This is a genomic window from Bacillus sp. NPDC057893 (genome assembly GCF_042796455.1).
In the GTDB taxonomy this organism is placed as follows: domain Bacteria; phylum Bacillota; class Bacilli; order Bacillales; family Bacillaceae_G; genus Bacillus_A.
On the sequence record NZ_JBHVNG010000003.1, the window covers coordinates 459875 to 476773 of the forward strand.

The window sequence follows — 16899 nt, forward strand, 5'->3', positions numbered from 1 at the left end:
CTATCACATAAAAAAGCAAAACAAAAGACCTTATATTTCTATAAGGTCTTCGAAACAGAAATTTGATTATAACATAAGGAACTCCTTGGTTCAAAAATCCCCTTCCAAAAATAACCGAGAGTAAAGGCTTCCATTTGCTACGTAACAGTAATTAAAAAAAATTATATTTTGCAGAAAAAAACCCTATACCAAATATCATTTATGAAAGAAATTCGGCTTCAAAATTTCATTCGGATACGGTTTATGATAAATATGAGTGGTAGCTGGCGACAACGGTGGAATGAGCCACACCCAATTCCCTGTTACAACCCGTCCACAAGCTGCTTCTTGCTTCTCAAATTGTTGAAACTGTTGTGCAGCAGTATGGTGATCCACAATACTAACTCCTTGGTTTTTAAAAGAGTGTAATACGGCAATATTCAACTCAATTAGTGCCTTGTCTTTCCATAACGTACTATTTCTAGATGTATCTAGATCCATCATCTCCGCAACGGCTGGCAGTAAATTATAACGATCATGATCAGCTAAGTTACGCGCCCCAATCTCCGTTCCCATATACCATCCATTGAACGGGGCAGCTGTATAGGAAATACCGCCAATTTCTAAGCGCATATCTGAAATCATTGGAACACCATACCATTTTACTCCAAGTGACGAAATAGGGTATTCTGGGTGTTCAATTGGCACTTCTTTTACTTCTTCTCTCGGGATTTCTTTATATATAGGCGCCTTCCCGTCTATAGAAAATACAAGTGGCAATACATCGAAATTCGTACCTTCTCCTTGCCAGCCAAGTTCCTGACAAAAATCAGTAAATGCAGCAGAATGAGAGTCACCAATCACTCCCATTTCCGTTTTATATCCTGCATATCGAATCAATTGGTGATTATAAATTCGTATATTATTTTCTTCACCTTGATATTGCTTAAAAATCGTAATTGTCGGTTTAACTTTCCCATCGTTCGTTGCATATTTAATATGATGAATTAATGCATTATATACACCTTCCTCATCATTTACTTCACGTGCATCTAATATGTGCATCTTACTCCAAAATAGTCTTCCAATACATCGATTACTATTGCGCCATGCCATTCGCGATCCATGAACAAGTTCTTCAAATGTATGCTCATACGTCCCCATCTTCTCTATCTCAACTTGAATTTCTTTCATGCGCTCTTCTATAAATTGTTCTTTATTAAGCTCTTTATAGCAAATCGTAATAAAATGACTCGCTTCCTCTATTAATTGTTTCGTTTTACTCATAAACAATCTCCTTCTATTTCAACAAAACGTTACTACTTTACAGTATAAGCAAAAAGAGTAAGAGTCACAAACGAAAGTCGAAGTGTTACTTTTATTGTAATATTTTTCAGAAAATTAAAGAGATTACTATTGACTTGTATGAAAAATAGGTGTAATTTTGACTCAGGTAAACTATTTTTACCTAAACCAACTTTTAGAGAGAAAGGAGGGAAAGTTATGTCTTCATTTCAATTGCCAAAACTTTCATATGACTATGATGAACTAGAACCCTATATCGATAGCAACACGCTTTCCATTCATCATGGAAAGCACCATGCGACATACGTAAATAATTTGAATGCCGCTTTAGAAAACTATACGGAATTACATAATAAATCTTTAGAAGAGTTACTATGTAATTTAGAAACTTTACCAAAGGAAATTGTTACAGCTATCAGAAATAACGGTGGTGGGCATTATTGTCATAGTCTTTTTTGGGAAGTAATGAGCCCACGAGGTGGTGGTGAGCCTAATGGAGACGTTGCAAAAGTAATTGATTATTATTTCAATACCTTTGACAACTTAAAAGATCAACTGTCCAAAGCAGCAATTAGCCGTTTTGGGAGTGGATACGGATGGCTTGTCCTTGATGGTGAAGAACTTACTGTTATGAGTACACCAAATCAAGATACACCTTTGCAAGAAGGGAAGATCCCATTACTCGTCATTGATGTATGGGAACATGCTTATTATTTAAAGTATCAAAATCGGCGCCCAGAGTTTGTTACCAACTGGTGGCATACAGTAAACTGGGATCGAGTAAACGAGAAGTATTTACAAGCAATTCAATCACAAAAACATTAGTCGTGCGTATAAGGTAAATTTGGTAATGTAAAACTAGTATTGTCGAAATCCTCCAGAATCCCCCGGATTGCCACCGGGGGATTTATGATTACTTCAGTGTATTTATGTAATGCTGTAAAACATTTTTTATTTCTAATTTTAATTCTCGGAACGGAAATCCTAATTCGCGAGCCTTTCTATTATGTAACGTACAATTAATTATTTCATTATAAGGTGCTATATTCCCTCCCGCTTCTTGAATAAGAGCTTTTGTCCCACTGTTGTCTTCTATGAAACGAATAACTTCTTCCATGGAAATCACTCCGTTACTACAAGCATTAATTGGACCTTCTATATTTTCCATTCCGCACCATGCTAAAAACTCTCCTGCTTCTTTTTCATGTATGAATGACAATTTTCCATCTAAATGATCCACAACAATTGCCTCTTGTTTCACAACATGTTCAACGTAAAACTGTAATCTTTTCGTATAATCATTTTCTCCAATAACTACCGGAAAACGTACTGCAACGACTGGAAATGTTGCATGTTGAAACAACACCGCTTCTGCTAATCGCTTCCCTTCACTATAAGTAAAATCTTTCCTATCTCCATACGTGATTGAATACTCATACGGGTTAAAATCCTCTTCTTGCAGGTCTATTGCAGGTTCATAGACAGCCATTGAAGATGTCATAACATATTTTTTCACCCTATCACGTAATACTTTACATATAACTTCCGCAGCATTCGAGCTATAGCATAAATTATCGTATACAACATCATAGCTTTTACCTTCCAAACGCTCTTCCAGTAACTTTTCGTCTTCTCTATCTACTACAATTCTTTTTACTGTATCGCCAAAGGAATCTTCGGTAATTCCCCGCGTAGCAATTGTTACATCATCCCCAGCTTGCAAAAGTGCTTCTACTAAATGTTTACCAAAAAACCTTGTTCCCCCTAGCACCAATACTTTGTTCACCTTCATCATCCCCATTTTTTTAATTGTAAAATACTACCTTTATTATAAACGCTAAAATAGAAAAAACATGGAATCAGTTTAACGATTCCATGTTTTTTCTACATACGATACATTAACGTACTCGGTATTTAAAAATACAATAGCAGCAATATAAAATAGAAATTACTGATACATAAACCCATAGTTCATATACGAATCCCTCTCCCCATACTCCCATAAAATAAAAGAGTGCAGGCAACGTCAATGTTACCCACGATTGTACAAAGGCAATTCTGCCAAGATATTGATTGATATTCTTTTTTTGTGCATTTAATACAAAGAATAAATACCAAAGTAATGCCCACATAAACCACGTTAGCGCATTAACAACATCGTGGAATTGAACAAATGAAACAACCATATAGAATAAAGCAATAATTGCTACCCAAATACAGAACCAGCCTAGTCCACTACTATCCATTCCTTTAATAAAAGTAACGCCTACATATAAATAAGTTAAACCAAATAAAAAAGTAGCTGCGTATGAATATACCGTCCAATTACTTTGATCAGAAATCATAATTAAATAAAACGGAATGATAATTTGTAATGCCCCCACAAATAAATTAAAAACACCTGCACTTTTCATCTCTACTTTGCCTAATATGACAAGACTATTTAAAAATAAAGCTGCACCTGAAAGTAATAATCCTACGTAACCCATATATATTCGTGTGAAAATCTTATATTTTCACACTGTAACCTCCCCACCATATAAAAAATCATATTTTTTATTATCTTTCTTCTTACTTAAAACTACATACATAGTTTTTCATGTGAAAAGTCAGACTTCCTACCTTAAAAAGTGAAATGAAACTACCTTTAATAACTGCTATACGGCAATATTATTTCTTGTTTAATCTCAGTCAAATTTTCAGTATTTGAAAGTAACAGCATTCCCCTAATACCGCGAATTAAAAACGCTTTCAAAAAGAAATAATCCTATCAAAAAGGTAATAGGATTACTTGATTATAAACGCACTCTAACAACAAGACAAGACCCGGGATGATTTTTAAATTATTCTCTTTGATTTCTATGAAAATCAATAGAATGATTCATTTATACTAGTTCATTCTATTGATCCTTCACATAAAATATTTTAAATTCATATTAATCTTTTTAGAAAGGTAAGATGTATATGCTTCATCATGGAATTCCCCGATATGTAGTTCATTCAACTGGTGTTTTAACGAAAGAAACTACTACTGTTTCTGCTGTAGTTAACATTGTGAACCTGGATAAATACTATCCACATCACATAGCTATTGAAGTATGGGATTGGTCTACTTATTCCACTCCTGTAAAACTTCCCGTACTGATTGGAGAAAATGTAGAAGCGAGCTTCCCCTATTCTCTCGACAGTAATAATCTTGCCGTTTTTTACGCCGATCTAGATGACACTGTAGATTTATATGAAATTCGAATTTCATATAACGATCATTCCAACATTATTGCAAATTGCTTTGGGCGAAGCTTACCACCATATTCAAGCCAAGAAGGTAACACAGTATACCATAAACAGCTCGTTCGAATTCATTAAGTCCCCCTATTATATAAAAAGGGCCGGTCAGTAATACATTCATCTTTATAAGATAATCGGATTACTGACCTAAACTGTCATAGTCAATCTTGATAGTCTCTTATTCCAAACAATTGCTATTTATCATAAATATCATTCGGATTAATTGTAGGAATAAATCCATTTATAGAACTATATTTTTTAGATACGTTATTTGGAGTAACAGTAAACGTTACAATTTTATTGCTTTGTTGTTTAAAATAGCGCATCCAATTTTGACTCCATTCATCTTTTGCAATAACTTGTTTATTGAAGTCTTCCCACAATACACCATGTATAAAATTCAAGGATGTATTTTTGATTGTATCAAATCCCCAATTCTGTATAAGAAGTAGGTTGGAATCAACACTTTTAATTTCTTTTAATAAATTTACATATGCTTCTCTAAATTCCCCTTGTATAGCTGGCTGATTATAAAAATAATCATCAATATCACCAACTGTATCTAAAAACACCCCATCTATACCTTTTCCAATAATTTGCTGTTTTACTTTATTAACAACAATACCTCGGTAATGGTCGTCAGCTAAATTCATAATATATGTATCCCACTGCTCTATTTTCATTTTCTTGCCGTCTCTATAATAATAATCAGATTCCACTACTTGTGGTTTATGCCATGCTTCTAACTCTAAAACACTTACATACCCAAGAACCACTGTTCCTGATTTTTTTAATTGTTGAATTTGTTCTTTCGTAAATGCATACGGCTCAATAATAACCATGTCGTACTTTGAAAGTCTCTCAATTACTTGCTCATTCGCTTCACCATAATAAATTTTATAACTCTGTACATTTTTTAGAATCGGATTCACAACATTCGCTTGAGCAAATGTATTTGAAGAAAAAAGAAAAGAAAATATAGCAAAAAAACATACGGAACGCTTCCAGGCCATAATAATATTACCCCCTATACAACTGTAATGCCCCATCTATTTTAACACCTTAAAATCTCAATAGACATATAGTAAACACATGATATTTTACAGTTTTGCGAACTGAATCATTTTATAAAAACCCAAAAAACATAATACATTTACAAAAATTAGAATTTATTTCCCTTGAATTTACTATATTCCTATTGATAAAATAATTGGGGCTCTAACTATTATATATCCTAAAATAATTCTTTTAAATTATGCATTTCGCGTCAATGTACTATTCCTCAAAATTAAATTTGCAAATGAAAGAAGGAATTTATTTATGTACTATAAGCAATCCAATTCATTCCAAAAAATGATTGAACCTACGATTCTCTTTATTGCACTATTTTTTCTCTCAATACTAACTGATTTTCTAACACCTACGTATGAATACTGCTTACTCTTATTTATTACATTAATTATTTCCAGCCGGTATGGTATATCTATTGCCCTTTTCGTCTTTCTGGAAGCAATGATTTATATTTTTGTAAGCGGTATATATAAAGAAGATGATGTATTACTGTACTTTTATTCATCAGGTTACTGGATAAGTTGGATTTTCTTACTTGTTATTAGTTTATGTTGCGGATTAATGAGTACTTCACAAAAAGAACGTTATGAAGATGTACATATGATAAATAATGAGCTGAAGGCTGAAAATAAAGAATTAAAACATGTTGTGAAACAATTGGATGAAACACGTATTACACTACGTTCTCGTGTACTTGAATCAAATAACCATTTGTCTAAAATGTATCATATGTTTAAAGCTTTAAATCATACACATCCTGAAATTGTACTCGATGAAGGAATAAATGTATTAAAAATGTACTTTGGAGCAAAAAAAATTGGTATCTATCACGTCGATAACAATAAACAATCGCTTCGTATTAAATTAAGATCAGAAACTGGTAAAAGTACATTATCTCAATCTATTTTTGTTAAAAACGCTTCGTTAGTCATCAAAAATGCTCTAGCGCATAATCGACCTTTTTTCCGTACAGATGAAGATTTTCAAGATGCTCCACTTTTAGTTGGTCCCGTCCTATTCCAAGATGATGTACAATACGTCATTATATTAGACGAAATCGAGTTTTCAAAAGTAACTTCTGAGCAATTCGAACTTTTCACATGGTATTTACGCTGGATGGGTGATCGTTTACAGAACGCTTCTAATCTTTGGCTATCGAATCAAGAGGATCGCACATTCCCTAAAACAAGCATTTATTATGAAGATGAATTTGAACATTTACTAAAAATAGAAAAAAAACGTTACGAAACATTATCTTATCCATATTCCTATTTTGAGTTCAATGCTCCGCAAGATTCTTTAGAAATGATAAATTCTATTTTAAAAGATCATTTACGTGATATCGATATATTCGGTTATAGTAATATCGAACAAAAAATTATGATTTTATTACCTGGCACTGAAGAAAAGTTTTTACTACAAGTTCAAACTCGTATACAAAATGCTCTTTCTTCTAAAGGAGTGATATTCTAATGATTTTACTCCTTCTTTATTTTATTTATGCTATTTTGGTTTTTCTTTTATTTCGATTTACGAAAAGTTTGATTGCTAAAGATAAAAAAGGAATTATTGAATTTTGCTTGATTATCTCTCTTCTTTTCCCGCTTATCGGACTTATTGTATCAGCAATCATGTTATTACTTAATATAAGACGCTCCAAAACCGAGTGGTTACAGCAATACTCTGATTATGTTGCCTTTCACGTTGATAATTACGAAGATATTTTGGAATCAGCAAAACAAGATATGGACTTAATTTCATTTTCTTCTGGATTAGAACTAGATAAGCCTGAATTACATAAACAACTCATTGTACAGTTAAGCTCCTCCTCTATTTCTAATGAAGGAGGCTTATTGAAAGAAGCCATTCACCATAAAGATCCTGAAACTGTGCATTACGCAGCAACTACTATTAATTTACTAAATGAACGGTACGAAAAACAGATCGAATACTTAAATAAGCAATTTCTACAAAATCCACAAAATGAAATTGCAAAAGAATTGGTTTCTAACTATTTAAGATATATAAACAGTGGTCTTCTTTCTAATCAGCAAAAAGAAAAAATAATCGCTGAATTTATGAATTTTATTACACAAAGTGTAGAACTATTCCCTAATGAATCTCTTTACCCTTTCCACCTTGGAAACCTGTTTCTACACACAAAACAATATGCAAAGTCTGAAGAACAATTTTTAAATCTTATTCATTTCTATCCTGAATCATATTACGGCTATGTTGGATTACTTGAAATATATTATGGCCAAAAGTTATGGGATAAGCTCTATAACTTAATCAACAATCTAACAACTGCAAAAAGAATTCATATACTACCGCGTAAATATCAATTATTTGTAAGGCAGTTTGGAGGCGCACACATTGAAAAAGGGGATTAATATATATATCGGGATTATTAGTATCATTTTATTTCTCTTAATTTTATCCATCCTTATATATCGAACAGAAAATTTTTATCAAAAGTTTTCTGTTCCTAAAACTAAAGAAACAGATACTGTTAAAACACTCAAAGCAAAAGATGTAACTCAAAATGGACAGAAAATGCAATTATACGTTTTAAAAACGGATAATACATTAGGACAACAAGTCGAATTTAATACAAAGAAGGCAATGGATTACGCACACCTACACTATAAAGATATTACAGCTAATGAAATTAAGGGACTTACTCCTTCTCCCTATACAGGGATTATTATTACAGGTGAAATAATGGCGCAACTTCCACAAGCTGATATTCAAAATTTTGTACAAATGGGCGGAAGGATTATTATCGCAAACCGACTTGATTCAGATCCTTCCTGGAACACATTATTTGGTATTACAAAAAAAGAAGGTTTCAAAGATGCGAAAGGATTAACCTTTGAAGAAGTTTTATTCCCTGGTTATCCAGATCTCCCAAGTTCTTCTCCATTGTTTACTCATAGCTCAATGAATATTACGCTAGATGAGAATACAACTAATACTTGGATTACAGCGGAAGATACTCCCATCCTCTGGACCAATGACTACGGTGAAGGAAAAGTCTTATATTGGAATACAACAGCATTGAACGATAAATTAGGTAGAGGTATGTTCGTTCAATCACTCGGGACTATTTTCCCGGCTTTCGCTACAGCACAACTTGGAGCCGAGATTATGTATATCGATGACTTCCCATCTCCGATTCCAAGTGGAGAACTAAAAAACTTAACAACAGAAAAAATTTCTGTTGAAGAATTTTATAAAAAACATTGGTGGAAAAATATGAAGAATATCTCTGAAGAGCTTGATATTAAATATACGGGTGTTGCAATTGGGACATACCAAAACAAAGTAACTCCACCTTTTGAAGATTTCTCAGGTAAAAATAGAAATACCTATTTATTATTTGGGAGAGAATTATTAAGTCACGGCGGGGAAATAGGCATTCATGGCTATAACCATCAACCTTTATTATTACCACCAGACCCAGTAGATAAAGCACTTGAATATGTTCCATGGAATTCAAAAGAGGATATGGAGAGCTCCTTAAATGCTCTACAAAAACTCGTGTATAACTTCTTTCCAAATGAAAAATTAAAAACCTATGTACCACCATCCAATATTATAAATACAACTGGATTAAGTGCATTAAACGACGCGGTTCCAACTATAGAAACAGTTGCTTCTCTATATGTGGGAGGCACAAGTAACGGCAGTTTAATTCAAGAATTCGGACCAGATGTACAGAATAAAAACATTTATCATTTCCCGCGCATTACGAGTGGCTATGCTATCACAGATGAAGAGCAATTTATCTTAACTGATGTTACCGCAAATTTAGGGGTTATCTCACATTTCGTCCATCCAGATGATATCCTTGATGAAAAACGCTCGGGTAACTTAACATGGGAAGAATTATTTAAAGCTTATAAAACGACAATTAAAGAAATACGAGAAAGATATCCTTATATGAAAAGTATGACTCAAAGTGAAGCAACTGCTTCTATGAAAATTTATCAAACTGGTAACCTAGATGTTTCTTATGAAGATGATGCTGTTCACATTGCCTATCAAGGGTTACCAAACCATACTTCAACAATTATACGTGTAGAAGAAGGTAAGAAGATACAACCTGGCTCATTCTCTTACGGTACAGTTAAAAAGCTTGATTCCCAAATTTATAGCGTTACGTTAACGAAAGCCAGCGCTACAATTCCAATTAAAGGAGAATAACAGATGAGAATAGGTTTGGTCGTTGAAGGCAGCTACCCCTTTGTAAGTGGAGGGGTAGCAAGTTGGGTTCAAATGATTATCCAGCAGTTTAAAGAACATGAATTTACGATTTTTGCGATAGTCCCTCAAGTAAAAACAGAAGATGAATATCAATATGAAATTCCAAGCAACGTAAAAGATATCATTCTGATTCCTTTGCAATCAGAAAATGAAGCAAAACATATAAAAACTAATTTAACTGAACAAGAAGTACAGACACTTCAAAAATGGTTTACATTTCAAGCCAACGATACAACAGCATTACAAATATTAGGGGATAAACAAAAGCTAGGCACACTCCATTCCTTCTTCGAAAGCCGTGAGTTTTATGAGATTGTTAAAGAAAGTTATTTATATGAAGAAAGTAGTGGATCCTTCTTAAATTACTTTTGGATGTGGAGATCTATGTTCACACCAATCATTCAAATTTTACAAATTGATTTTCCTGAATTAAATCTTATTCATTCTGTATCGACAGGATATGGTGGATTACTTGGTGCTGCAATTAGTGCCAAGTCCGATATACCATTTATTCTAACTGAGCACGGTATTTACTCCCGGGAGCGTGAAGAGGAAATACTACAATCTACTTGGATACCAATTGAATACAAAAAAAGATGGGTTTCTTTCTTTCATCACTTGTCTCATCAAGCATACGAACAAGCTGCTGATGTAATTACGTTGTTCGGCCGAAATAGTGCATATCAAAAAGAATTAGGTGCCCCGGCCCATAAACTAAAAATCGTTCCAAATGGCGTTACTTTATCTGACTATAAAGGGTTACGTAAACCAAAATACAATTCGGATAAACTCATCATTTCCGCTATTATACGAGTTGTGCCAATTAAAGATGTAAAAACAATGATTTATGCAGCGAAATTATTATTAGAAAAAGATATTCCATTTATATTTTACCTACTAGGTCCTGATACGGAAGAAGCAGAATATGCTCAGGAATGTCGTGATTTAATTCAACAATTAGGATTAGAAGAGCATGTAATAATGACCGGCAAAGTAAATATTAAAGATTACTTAAAACAAACAGATATTCTCGTATTAACAAGTATATCTGAAGGACAACCATTAGCTATGTTAGAAGGAATGGCGGCAGGATTACCATGGATTGTTACAGATGTCGGCTCTTGTAAGGAATTAATTTACGGACAAGATAGAGATCCTTACGGACAATGTGGATTTGTTGTACCACCTGTATCTCCTGAACAAGTTGCCATTCATTTAGAGTGGTATTATCGTCACCCTGAATCCATTCAACAATTTGGGGATAATGGGCGCAATCGTATTGAAGCGCACTATCAATTATCAGGTGTCGTTGATAGTTATCGTAAGCTTTACTTAGAAAGAGGTAAAAAAACATGGCAGGAATAGGATTTCGTTTACAAAAATTATTCCAAGAAGACTACTATTCTTCAAGAATAAAGGCGTACGGATTTTCATTATTTGTTACAGCTGGTCCGTGGTTAGTCGTTATTTTAGCAGTAACAGCTATTCGATACATTTTAAGTTTGTTCCATTCTATTTCAATTGAGGAACAGCGCCTTTTCACAATTTCAATTTCATACTGCTTTATTTTTTCTCAAATTATATATGGTGCCTTACAGCTCATCGTAACTAGATATGTGGCTGACCTTTTATACGAGCAAAAAGCTGATAAAGTATTTTCTTCCTTTTTAGGAATGACGAAAATCACACTTTTCTTAGCTATTGTCTTATGGCTTTTGTTTGCAATTTTTACACCATTAGCCTTGTATTATAAAATCGTGATGCTATTTTTATTTTTAGCTTTAAACATCATTTGGATTCAATCCATTTATTTAACAGCAGCTAAAGATTATCAGTCCATCGCTCTTGCATTTTTAATTGGTTCCATTTTCTCCTTATCTGGAATTGCGCTTATCGCTTACTGGCATCCAACACTTGGAATAGAACATGGATTTGCCCTATTACTTTTAATTTCTTTTACAATCGGGACTTTCATTACATTAGTGTGGTTAAGTATAGTTATTGTACGAATGTTTCCAAATAGTGATGCTACCGAACAATTTACCTTCCTTTCTTACTTAGATAAATATCCGGAACTATTTTGGTCAAGCTTACTTTACAATATTGGCATTTGGGTATGTAACTTTGTTATTTGGTTCGGAGAAGGGCGAGGAAATATTGAAAACACGTTTATTTATCATCAAATGTATGATACCTCTGTTTTCTGGGCTTATTTAAGCATTATCCCAACCTATATTTTCTTCGTAGTATCCATTGAAACAAGGTTTTATGAACGGTATAAGAAGTTCTTCGGCTCAGTTAACAATGGGGCGACATTAAATACAATTTTACAATTAAAAGAATCAATGAACTTTGTCCTAAAGCAAGAAATGGAACGCATACTTCGTAATCAAGGTATTTTTTCTTTACTTATTATTTTTATAATATGGATGTTTAGTTCACAATCTGGGAACGTGACACTTGAATACTCTATTTTGCAACTGACTATAATTGGTGCTTATGCAAACGGGATGGTCCTTGTTATCACGTTACTACTCTTATATTTTGAAGATCGTAAAGGGGCATTTCGAACATCAGCCCTGTTCTTTTTTGCAAACCTATTATTAAGTCTTCTTCTACTTCCATTTGGATTCAATGGTTACGGTATTAGTTTTGCACTCGGATCTTCTATTACATTCTTATATGCTATTTCTAGGCTCTTTACTTATATTAAAGATATTGACTACTATACGTTTTGTCAGTCAAACATTTCTATGAAACAGCGAACTTTCTTTACTAAAGTGGCCAATAAACTTAATGGAAAATAAACAGATAAAAAAATGACCTCTTGCTTATGCAAAGGTCATTTTTTATCTGTTTATTAAACTTCTAGATAGCCATTTTTGTTATTTGATTGCCATCTCCAAGAATCTGCACACATTTCTTCTAATCCGCGTTTTGCTTCCCATCCTAATTCACGCTTCGCTTTCGATGCATCTGCAAAGCATACTGCAACATCACCAGGGCGACGCTCTGTAATTTTATAAGGAACTTCCTTGCCCGAAACCTTTTCAAATGCTTCAACCATTTCCAACACACTATAACCAGTACCTGTACCGAGATTATATGCATCTATCCCAGTAGTGCCAATTACCTTTTCAAGCGCCTTTACATGGCCATTCGCTAAGTCTACAACATGAATATAATCACGGACACCCGTGCCATCTTTTGTTGGATAGTCACTTCCAAATACACTTAATTCTTCTAACTTACCTACCGCTACTTGTGTTACATATGGCATTAAGTTATTTGGAATTCCATTTGGATCTTCTCCAATACGCCCACTTTCATGCGCACCAAATGGGTTGAAATAACGAAGTAATGCGATACTCCATTCTGCATCCGCAAATGCTACATCACGCATAATTTGTTCAATCATTAATTTCGTTTGACCATATGGATTTGTTGCACTTAATGGAAACTCCTCCGTAATTGGTGATGTTTCTGGAATACCATACACTGTTGCAGATGAACTGAAGATCATCTTCTTCACATTATGCTTCTGCATCACTTCACATAGCACTAATGTGCTTGTAATGTTGTTATGATAATACGTTAACGGAATTGCTACTGATTCCCCTACAGCCTTAAAGCCTGCAAAATGAATAACAGCTTCAATTGTATTTTCTTCAAAAATCGTATCAAGTGCTTCTCGATTTAAAATATCTTCTTTATAAAGCTTAAACTGTTTTCCTGTTATATCTTTTACTCGATTTATAGACTCTACTGAGCTATTCGAAAAATTATCTACTACTATAATTTCGTAACCGTTTTTTAGTAATTCTACGCATGTATGACTACCAATATATCCTGCTCCACCTGTTACAAGTATTGCCATAATTATAGTCCTCCATATTTCATTCATTATAAACTTCTCAAAGTATATCACATATTTCTTATCATATGTTTATTATGCGAACACAGAAACTTACATTTTATCCCATGATTTTTTGGACAATACACGATTCAAATCAGGTAATAAAAAAACGCCACATAACAGACATCGTGTGGCGTTTTTTGATCAAATTACGTAACAATATACACTTAGAAAATGAGCAAGACTACCTAACAATACAAAAACATGAAAAATTTCATGGTGTCCCATATATTTAAACTCCAACCATTTTGGCTTCGCACCGTAAATAAACCCACCAATTGTATAAAAAATGCCTCCAAGTACTAAGAAAATAATACCTCCTGTACTTAAATTCTCAGCTAACGGTGCAAAGAATAGAACAATTAACCAACCCATCAGAAGATAAATTGCTGTCGATAACCATCTTGGACAATTAAACCAAAACATTTTAAAAACAATACCAAAAATCGCAGTTGCATAAACTAAACAAAATAATAGTAAACCATTTGCCGAATTTAATGTAATTAAGCAAAAGGGTGCATATGTACCTGCAATTAATATAAAAATCATAGAATGATCTAGCTTCCTAAAGAAATAAATAACACGTTCACTGGCTACAACACTATGATACACAGCTGACGCCATATAAAGGACCATCATCCCTATACCAAATAAAATAACGGCTGTAATTGCAGCAACAGATGGCATCTTAACAGAAACCTTCACAAGCATAGCTAATAATGCAATAAATGATAATACAGCTCCTCCTAAGTGAGTAAATGCATTAACTGGTTCTCTTACATAAGTATTCATATAAACACCCCTCATATAATTACATGTAGTTTTAATAACTACTTGTAATTATATATATATTATTCATACGGGTCAACATTTACATTTCATTTGTTTCGTAATACCATATTTAAAGATATACAAAACATTAAGTTCCACTAAGTTATAAAAGTGAGGGGTTCTACGTGGAAAATATAAATAAATTACTTGAATCATTACATTTAGAAAAAAGTATTAAACTTGAGGATATCCCAAATGTCGACTTATATGTAGACCAAGTTGTCCAACTATTTGAGAATACTTATGCGGATACAACGAGAACTGATGATGAAAAAGTATTAACAAAAACAATGATTAACAATTACGCAAAAGGGAAATTATTCATCCCTATCAAAAATAAAAAGTATTCAAAAGAACATATGATTTTAATCAGCTTAATTTATCAATTAAAAGGAGCTCTTTCCATTAATGATATAAAAAGCTCCTTAGAAAATATAAATGCACCGTTAATAAGCGATGATACATTCGAATTAAATACCCTATATAAAGATTACCTTTCTCTTAATGACGCCAATGTGGGAAACTTTAAGCAAGACGTGAATAACCGTGTTAAGGAAGTAAACGAGGTTTCTTCCTTAGAAGATCCAAAGCTAGAAAAGTTTTTATTACTAACATCCTTCGTGACTATGAGTAATATGTATAGACGTTTAGCAGAGAAACTAGTTGATGACCTCAAAGAAACTTAAACAAAAAAACTATCCACCTCTAACAGGTGGATAGTTTTTTTGTTTACTTAATTGCTTCATGAACCTTTAATTGTTTCCCTTTAATCGTTGTGTTTTTCATGATTTTTAAAACAAGTGGTCCTTTTCCATTTAATATTTCAACGTAAGAAACATTGTCTTGTATTGTAATAATTCCTATATCTTCTGCTGTAACACCTTTAATTTTAGCAATTGTACCGACGAAATCTACCGCCCTAATTTTCTTTTTCTTCCCGCCATTAAAGTACAATTTCATAATTCCTTTGTTTAGGTCTGCATTTTTATCTTTCTTTATAATTGGTTTAGCATGTATCTTTTCCTCAAATACTGCTTTCCCTTTCATAACTTCTTCTTTTGAAGGTGCAAGTGCCTTTGGAATTTCAAAGCCAATGTACTCCTCAATCTCTTCTAAAAATCTATTTTCATACGGCGTCATGAATGTAATAGCTTTCCCGTTATTACCAGCTCGTCCCGTTCTTCCCGTACGATGTACATAACTTTCTTTTTCTAATGGAATATCATAGTTAATAACATGTGTAATATTATCAATATCAATTCCTCTAGCAGCTACGTCTGTCGCTACTAAATAACGGAACTTTCCTTTTCTAAAATCGTCCATAACTTCAAAACGATCTTCTTGTACCATACCACCATGTATTTTGTCACAAGGATAGTTAACCCGCTTTAACTGTTGAAATACGTGATCTACATTTTCTTGCGTACGGCAAAAAATAATACAACTATCTGGATTCTCAATCGTTGTTACATCTTTAAGAAGTGAAAGCTTCTCCTCTTCTCTCATCTCAAAAAGTGTATGTTCAATTTTATCTGTTGTAATCCCGGCAGCCTTAATTTCAATATGCGTTGGCGAATCCATATACGTACGAGATAACTTTTCAACATCTTTTGGAAGTGTTGCTGAAAATAGCATTGTCATTCGTTTTTTAGGTAATTCGTCAATAATTGCCTCTACTTGATCAATAAAACCCATATTCAGCATTTCATCTGCTTCATCAATAACTAAATACTTCAAACACTCTAAAGAAAGGGTACCTTTTTCAATATGATCTAACACACGGCCAGGAGTCCCAACTACAATATGTGTTTTTTGCTTTAACTCTAATTTTTGACGTGCAAATGGAGATTTACCATAAACTGCAGCGGCCTTAATTCTTTTGAAGCGACCTATATTCGTAATATCTTCTTTTACTTGCACCGCAAGCTCTCTCGTCGGTGTTAAAACTAAAGCTTGTGGCTTATTCTCTTCCCACTCCACCATTTCACAAAGTGGTATGCCAAATGAAGCGGTTTTTCCACTTCCAGTCTGTGATTTCACGACAAGGTCTTTCTTTTGCAAGGCAACTGGAATAACCTCTCCTTGCACTTCCGTTGGATGTTCATATCCTAAACCAGTAAGTGCTCTTACAATTTCTTTACTTAATGCATAATCAGAAAAACTTTTTTTACTCATATATTAACCTCTTTTTATTCTGTATTATTTTCTTTTTTCACTTTTCCTATCAATGAATCATCATA

Annotated in this window: 15 protein-coding genes; 8 read left to right on the forward strand and 7 right to left on the reverse strand. The window is 33.4% G+C overall.

Translation table 11 applies throughout. From position 1 onward, the window contains the following. Positions 1 to 195: 195 nt before the first annotated feature. Complete coding sequence (locus tag ACFVQC_RS18120; RefSeq protein ID WP_377892889.1) at positions 196 to 1266, reverse strand: nitric oxide synthase oxygenase; 1071 nt, start codon at positions 1264 to 1266, stop codon at positions 196 to 198. 216 nt (positions 1267 to 1482) lie between these two features. On the opposite strand from ACFVQC_RS18120, the gene sodA reads away from it, so the two are divergent. Then, the gene (gene sodA / locus ACFVQC_RS18125) at positions 1483 to 2109 is read left to right on the forward strand and encodes a superoxide dismutase [Mn] (RefSeq protein ID WP_377892887.1); all 627 of its coding nucleotides are present in this window, start codon (positions 1483 to 1485) and stop codon (positions 2107 to 2109) included. 88 nt (positions 2110 to 2197) lie between these two features. On the opposite strand, the gene ACFVQC_RS18130 is transcribed toward sodA, so the two are convergent. After that, entirely contained in the window at positions 2198 to 3076 is an 879-nt protein-coding gene (locus tag ACFVQC_RS18130) for an NAD-dependent epimerase/dehydratase family protein (RefSeq protein WP_377898836.1), read from the reverse strand. A 106-nt stretch (positions 3077 to 3182) separates the two neighbouring features. After that, a complete protein-coding gene (locus tag ACFVQC_RS18135; protein WP_193647848.1) occupies positions 3183 to 3773 on the reverse strand; it encodes an AmiS/UreI family transporter in 591 nt (196 codons plus the stop codon). Between the two features lie 475 nt (positions 3774 to 4248). On the opposite strand from ACFVQC_RS18135, the gene ACFVQC_RS18140 reads away from it, so the two are divergent. After that, positions 4249 to 4650: a hypothetical protein gene (locus ACFVQC_RS18140; protein WP_377898837.1), complete on the forward strand. Its 402-nt coding sequence runs from the start codon at positions 4249 to 4251 to the stop codon at positions 4648 to 4650. Between the two features lie 116 nt (positions 4651 to 4766). Here the strand turns inward: ACFVQC_RS18140 and ACFVQC_RS18145 are convergent, their stop codons facing one another. After that, positions 4767 to 5585, reverse strand: coding sequence for a glycoside hydrolase family 191 protein (locus tag ACFVQC_RS18145; protein WP_215554896.1), 819 nt, complete (start codon positions 5583 to 5585; stop codon positions 4767 to 4769). A 307-nt stretch (positions 5586 to 5892) separates the two neighbouring features. On the opposite strand from ACFVQC_RS18145, the gene ACFVQC_RS18150 reads away from it, so the two are divergent. The 5 genes from ACFVQC_RS18150 to pelG are packed head-to-tail and all read left to right on the forward strand — an operon-like array spanning position 5893 to position 12719. Next, entirely contained in the window at positions 5893 to 7116 is a 1224-nt protein-coding gene (locus tag ACFVQC_RS18150; RefSeq protein ID WP_377898838.1) for a GAF domain-containing protein, read from the forward strand. After that, positions 7116 to 8036: a tetratricopeptide repeat protein gene (locus tag ACFVQC_RS18155; protein ID WP_377892881.1), complete on the forward strand. Its 921-nt coding sequence runs from the start codon at positions 7116 to 7118 to the stop codon at positions 8034 to 8036. The genes ACFVQC_RS18150 and ACFVQC_RS18155 overlap by 1 nt, the downstream gene beginning before the upstream one ends. Beyond that, complete coding sequence (locus ACFVQC_RS18160) at positions 8020 to 9852, forward strand: DUF2194 domain-containing protein (RefSeq protein ID WP_377892880.1); 1833 nt, start codon at positions 8020 to 8022, stop codon at positions 9850 to 9852. Before ACFVQC_RS18155 ends, ACFVQC_RS18160 begins: the two co-directional genes overlap by 17 nt. Positions 9853 to 9855: 3 nt before the next feature. Continuing rightward, a complete protein-coding gene (gene pelF / locus ACFVQC_RS18165) occupies positions 9856 to 11277 on the forward strand; it encodes a GT4 family glycosyltransferase PelF (protein ID WP_377898839.1) in 1422 nt (473 codons plus the stop codon). Next, complete coding sequence (gene pelG, locus ACFVQC_RS18170; RefSeq protein ID WP_377898840.1) at positions 11265 to 12719, forward strand: exopolysaccharide Pel transporter PelG; 1455 nt, start codon at positions 11265 to 11267, stop codon at positions 12717 to 12719. The genes pelF and pelG overlap by 13 nt, the downstream gene beginning before the upstream one ends. A 53-nt stretch (positions 12720 to 12772) precedes the next feature. On the opposite strand, the gene galE is transcribed toward pelG, so the two are convergent. Next, positions 12773 to 13789 carry a UDP-glucose 4-epimerase GalE gene (gene galE, locus ACFVQC_RS18175; RefSeq protein WP_377898841.1) on the reverse strand — a complete coding sequence of 339 codons (1017 nt, stop codon included), beginning with the start codon at positions 13787 to 13789 and terminating at the stop codon, positions 12773 to 12775. Between the two features lie 183 nt (positions 13790 to 13972). Then, positions 13973 to 14620 (reverse strand): PAQR family membrane homeostasis protein TrhA, encoded by a 648-nt coding sequence (gene trhA / locus ACFVQC_RS18180; protein WP_002144591.1) that lies wholly within the window; start codon positions 14618 to 14620, stop codon positions 13973 to 13975. A gap of 164 nt (positions 14621 to 14784) precedes the next feature. On the opposite strand from trhA, the gene ACFVQC_RS18185 reads away from it, so the two are divergent. Continuing rightward, on the forward strand, positions 14785 to 15345 hold the full coding sequence (locus ACFVQC_RS18185) for a DUF1836 domain-containing protein (RefSeq protein WP_377898842.1): 561 nt from the start codon (positions 14785 to 14787) through the stop codon (positions 15343 to 15345). A 43-nt stretch (positions 15346 to 15388) separates the two neighbouring features. On the opposite strand, the gene ACFVQC_RS18190 is transcribed toward ACFVQC_RS18185, so the two are convergent. After that, positions 15389 to 16834 (reverse strand): DEAD/DEAH box helicase, encoded by a 1446-nt coding sequence (locus ACFVQC_RS18190; protein ID WP_002144590.1) that lies wholly within the window; start codon positions 16832 to 16834, stop codon positions 15389 to 15391. Positions 16835 to 16899 lie beyond the last annotated feature (65 nt).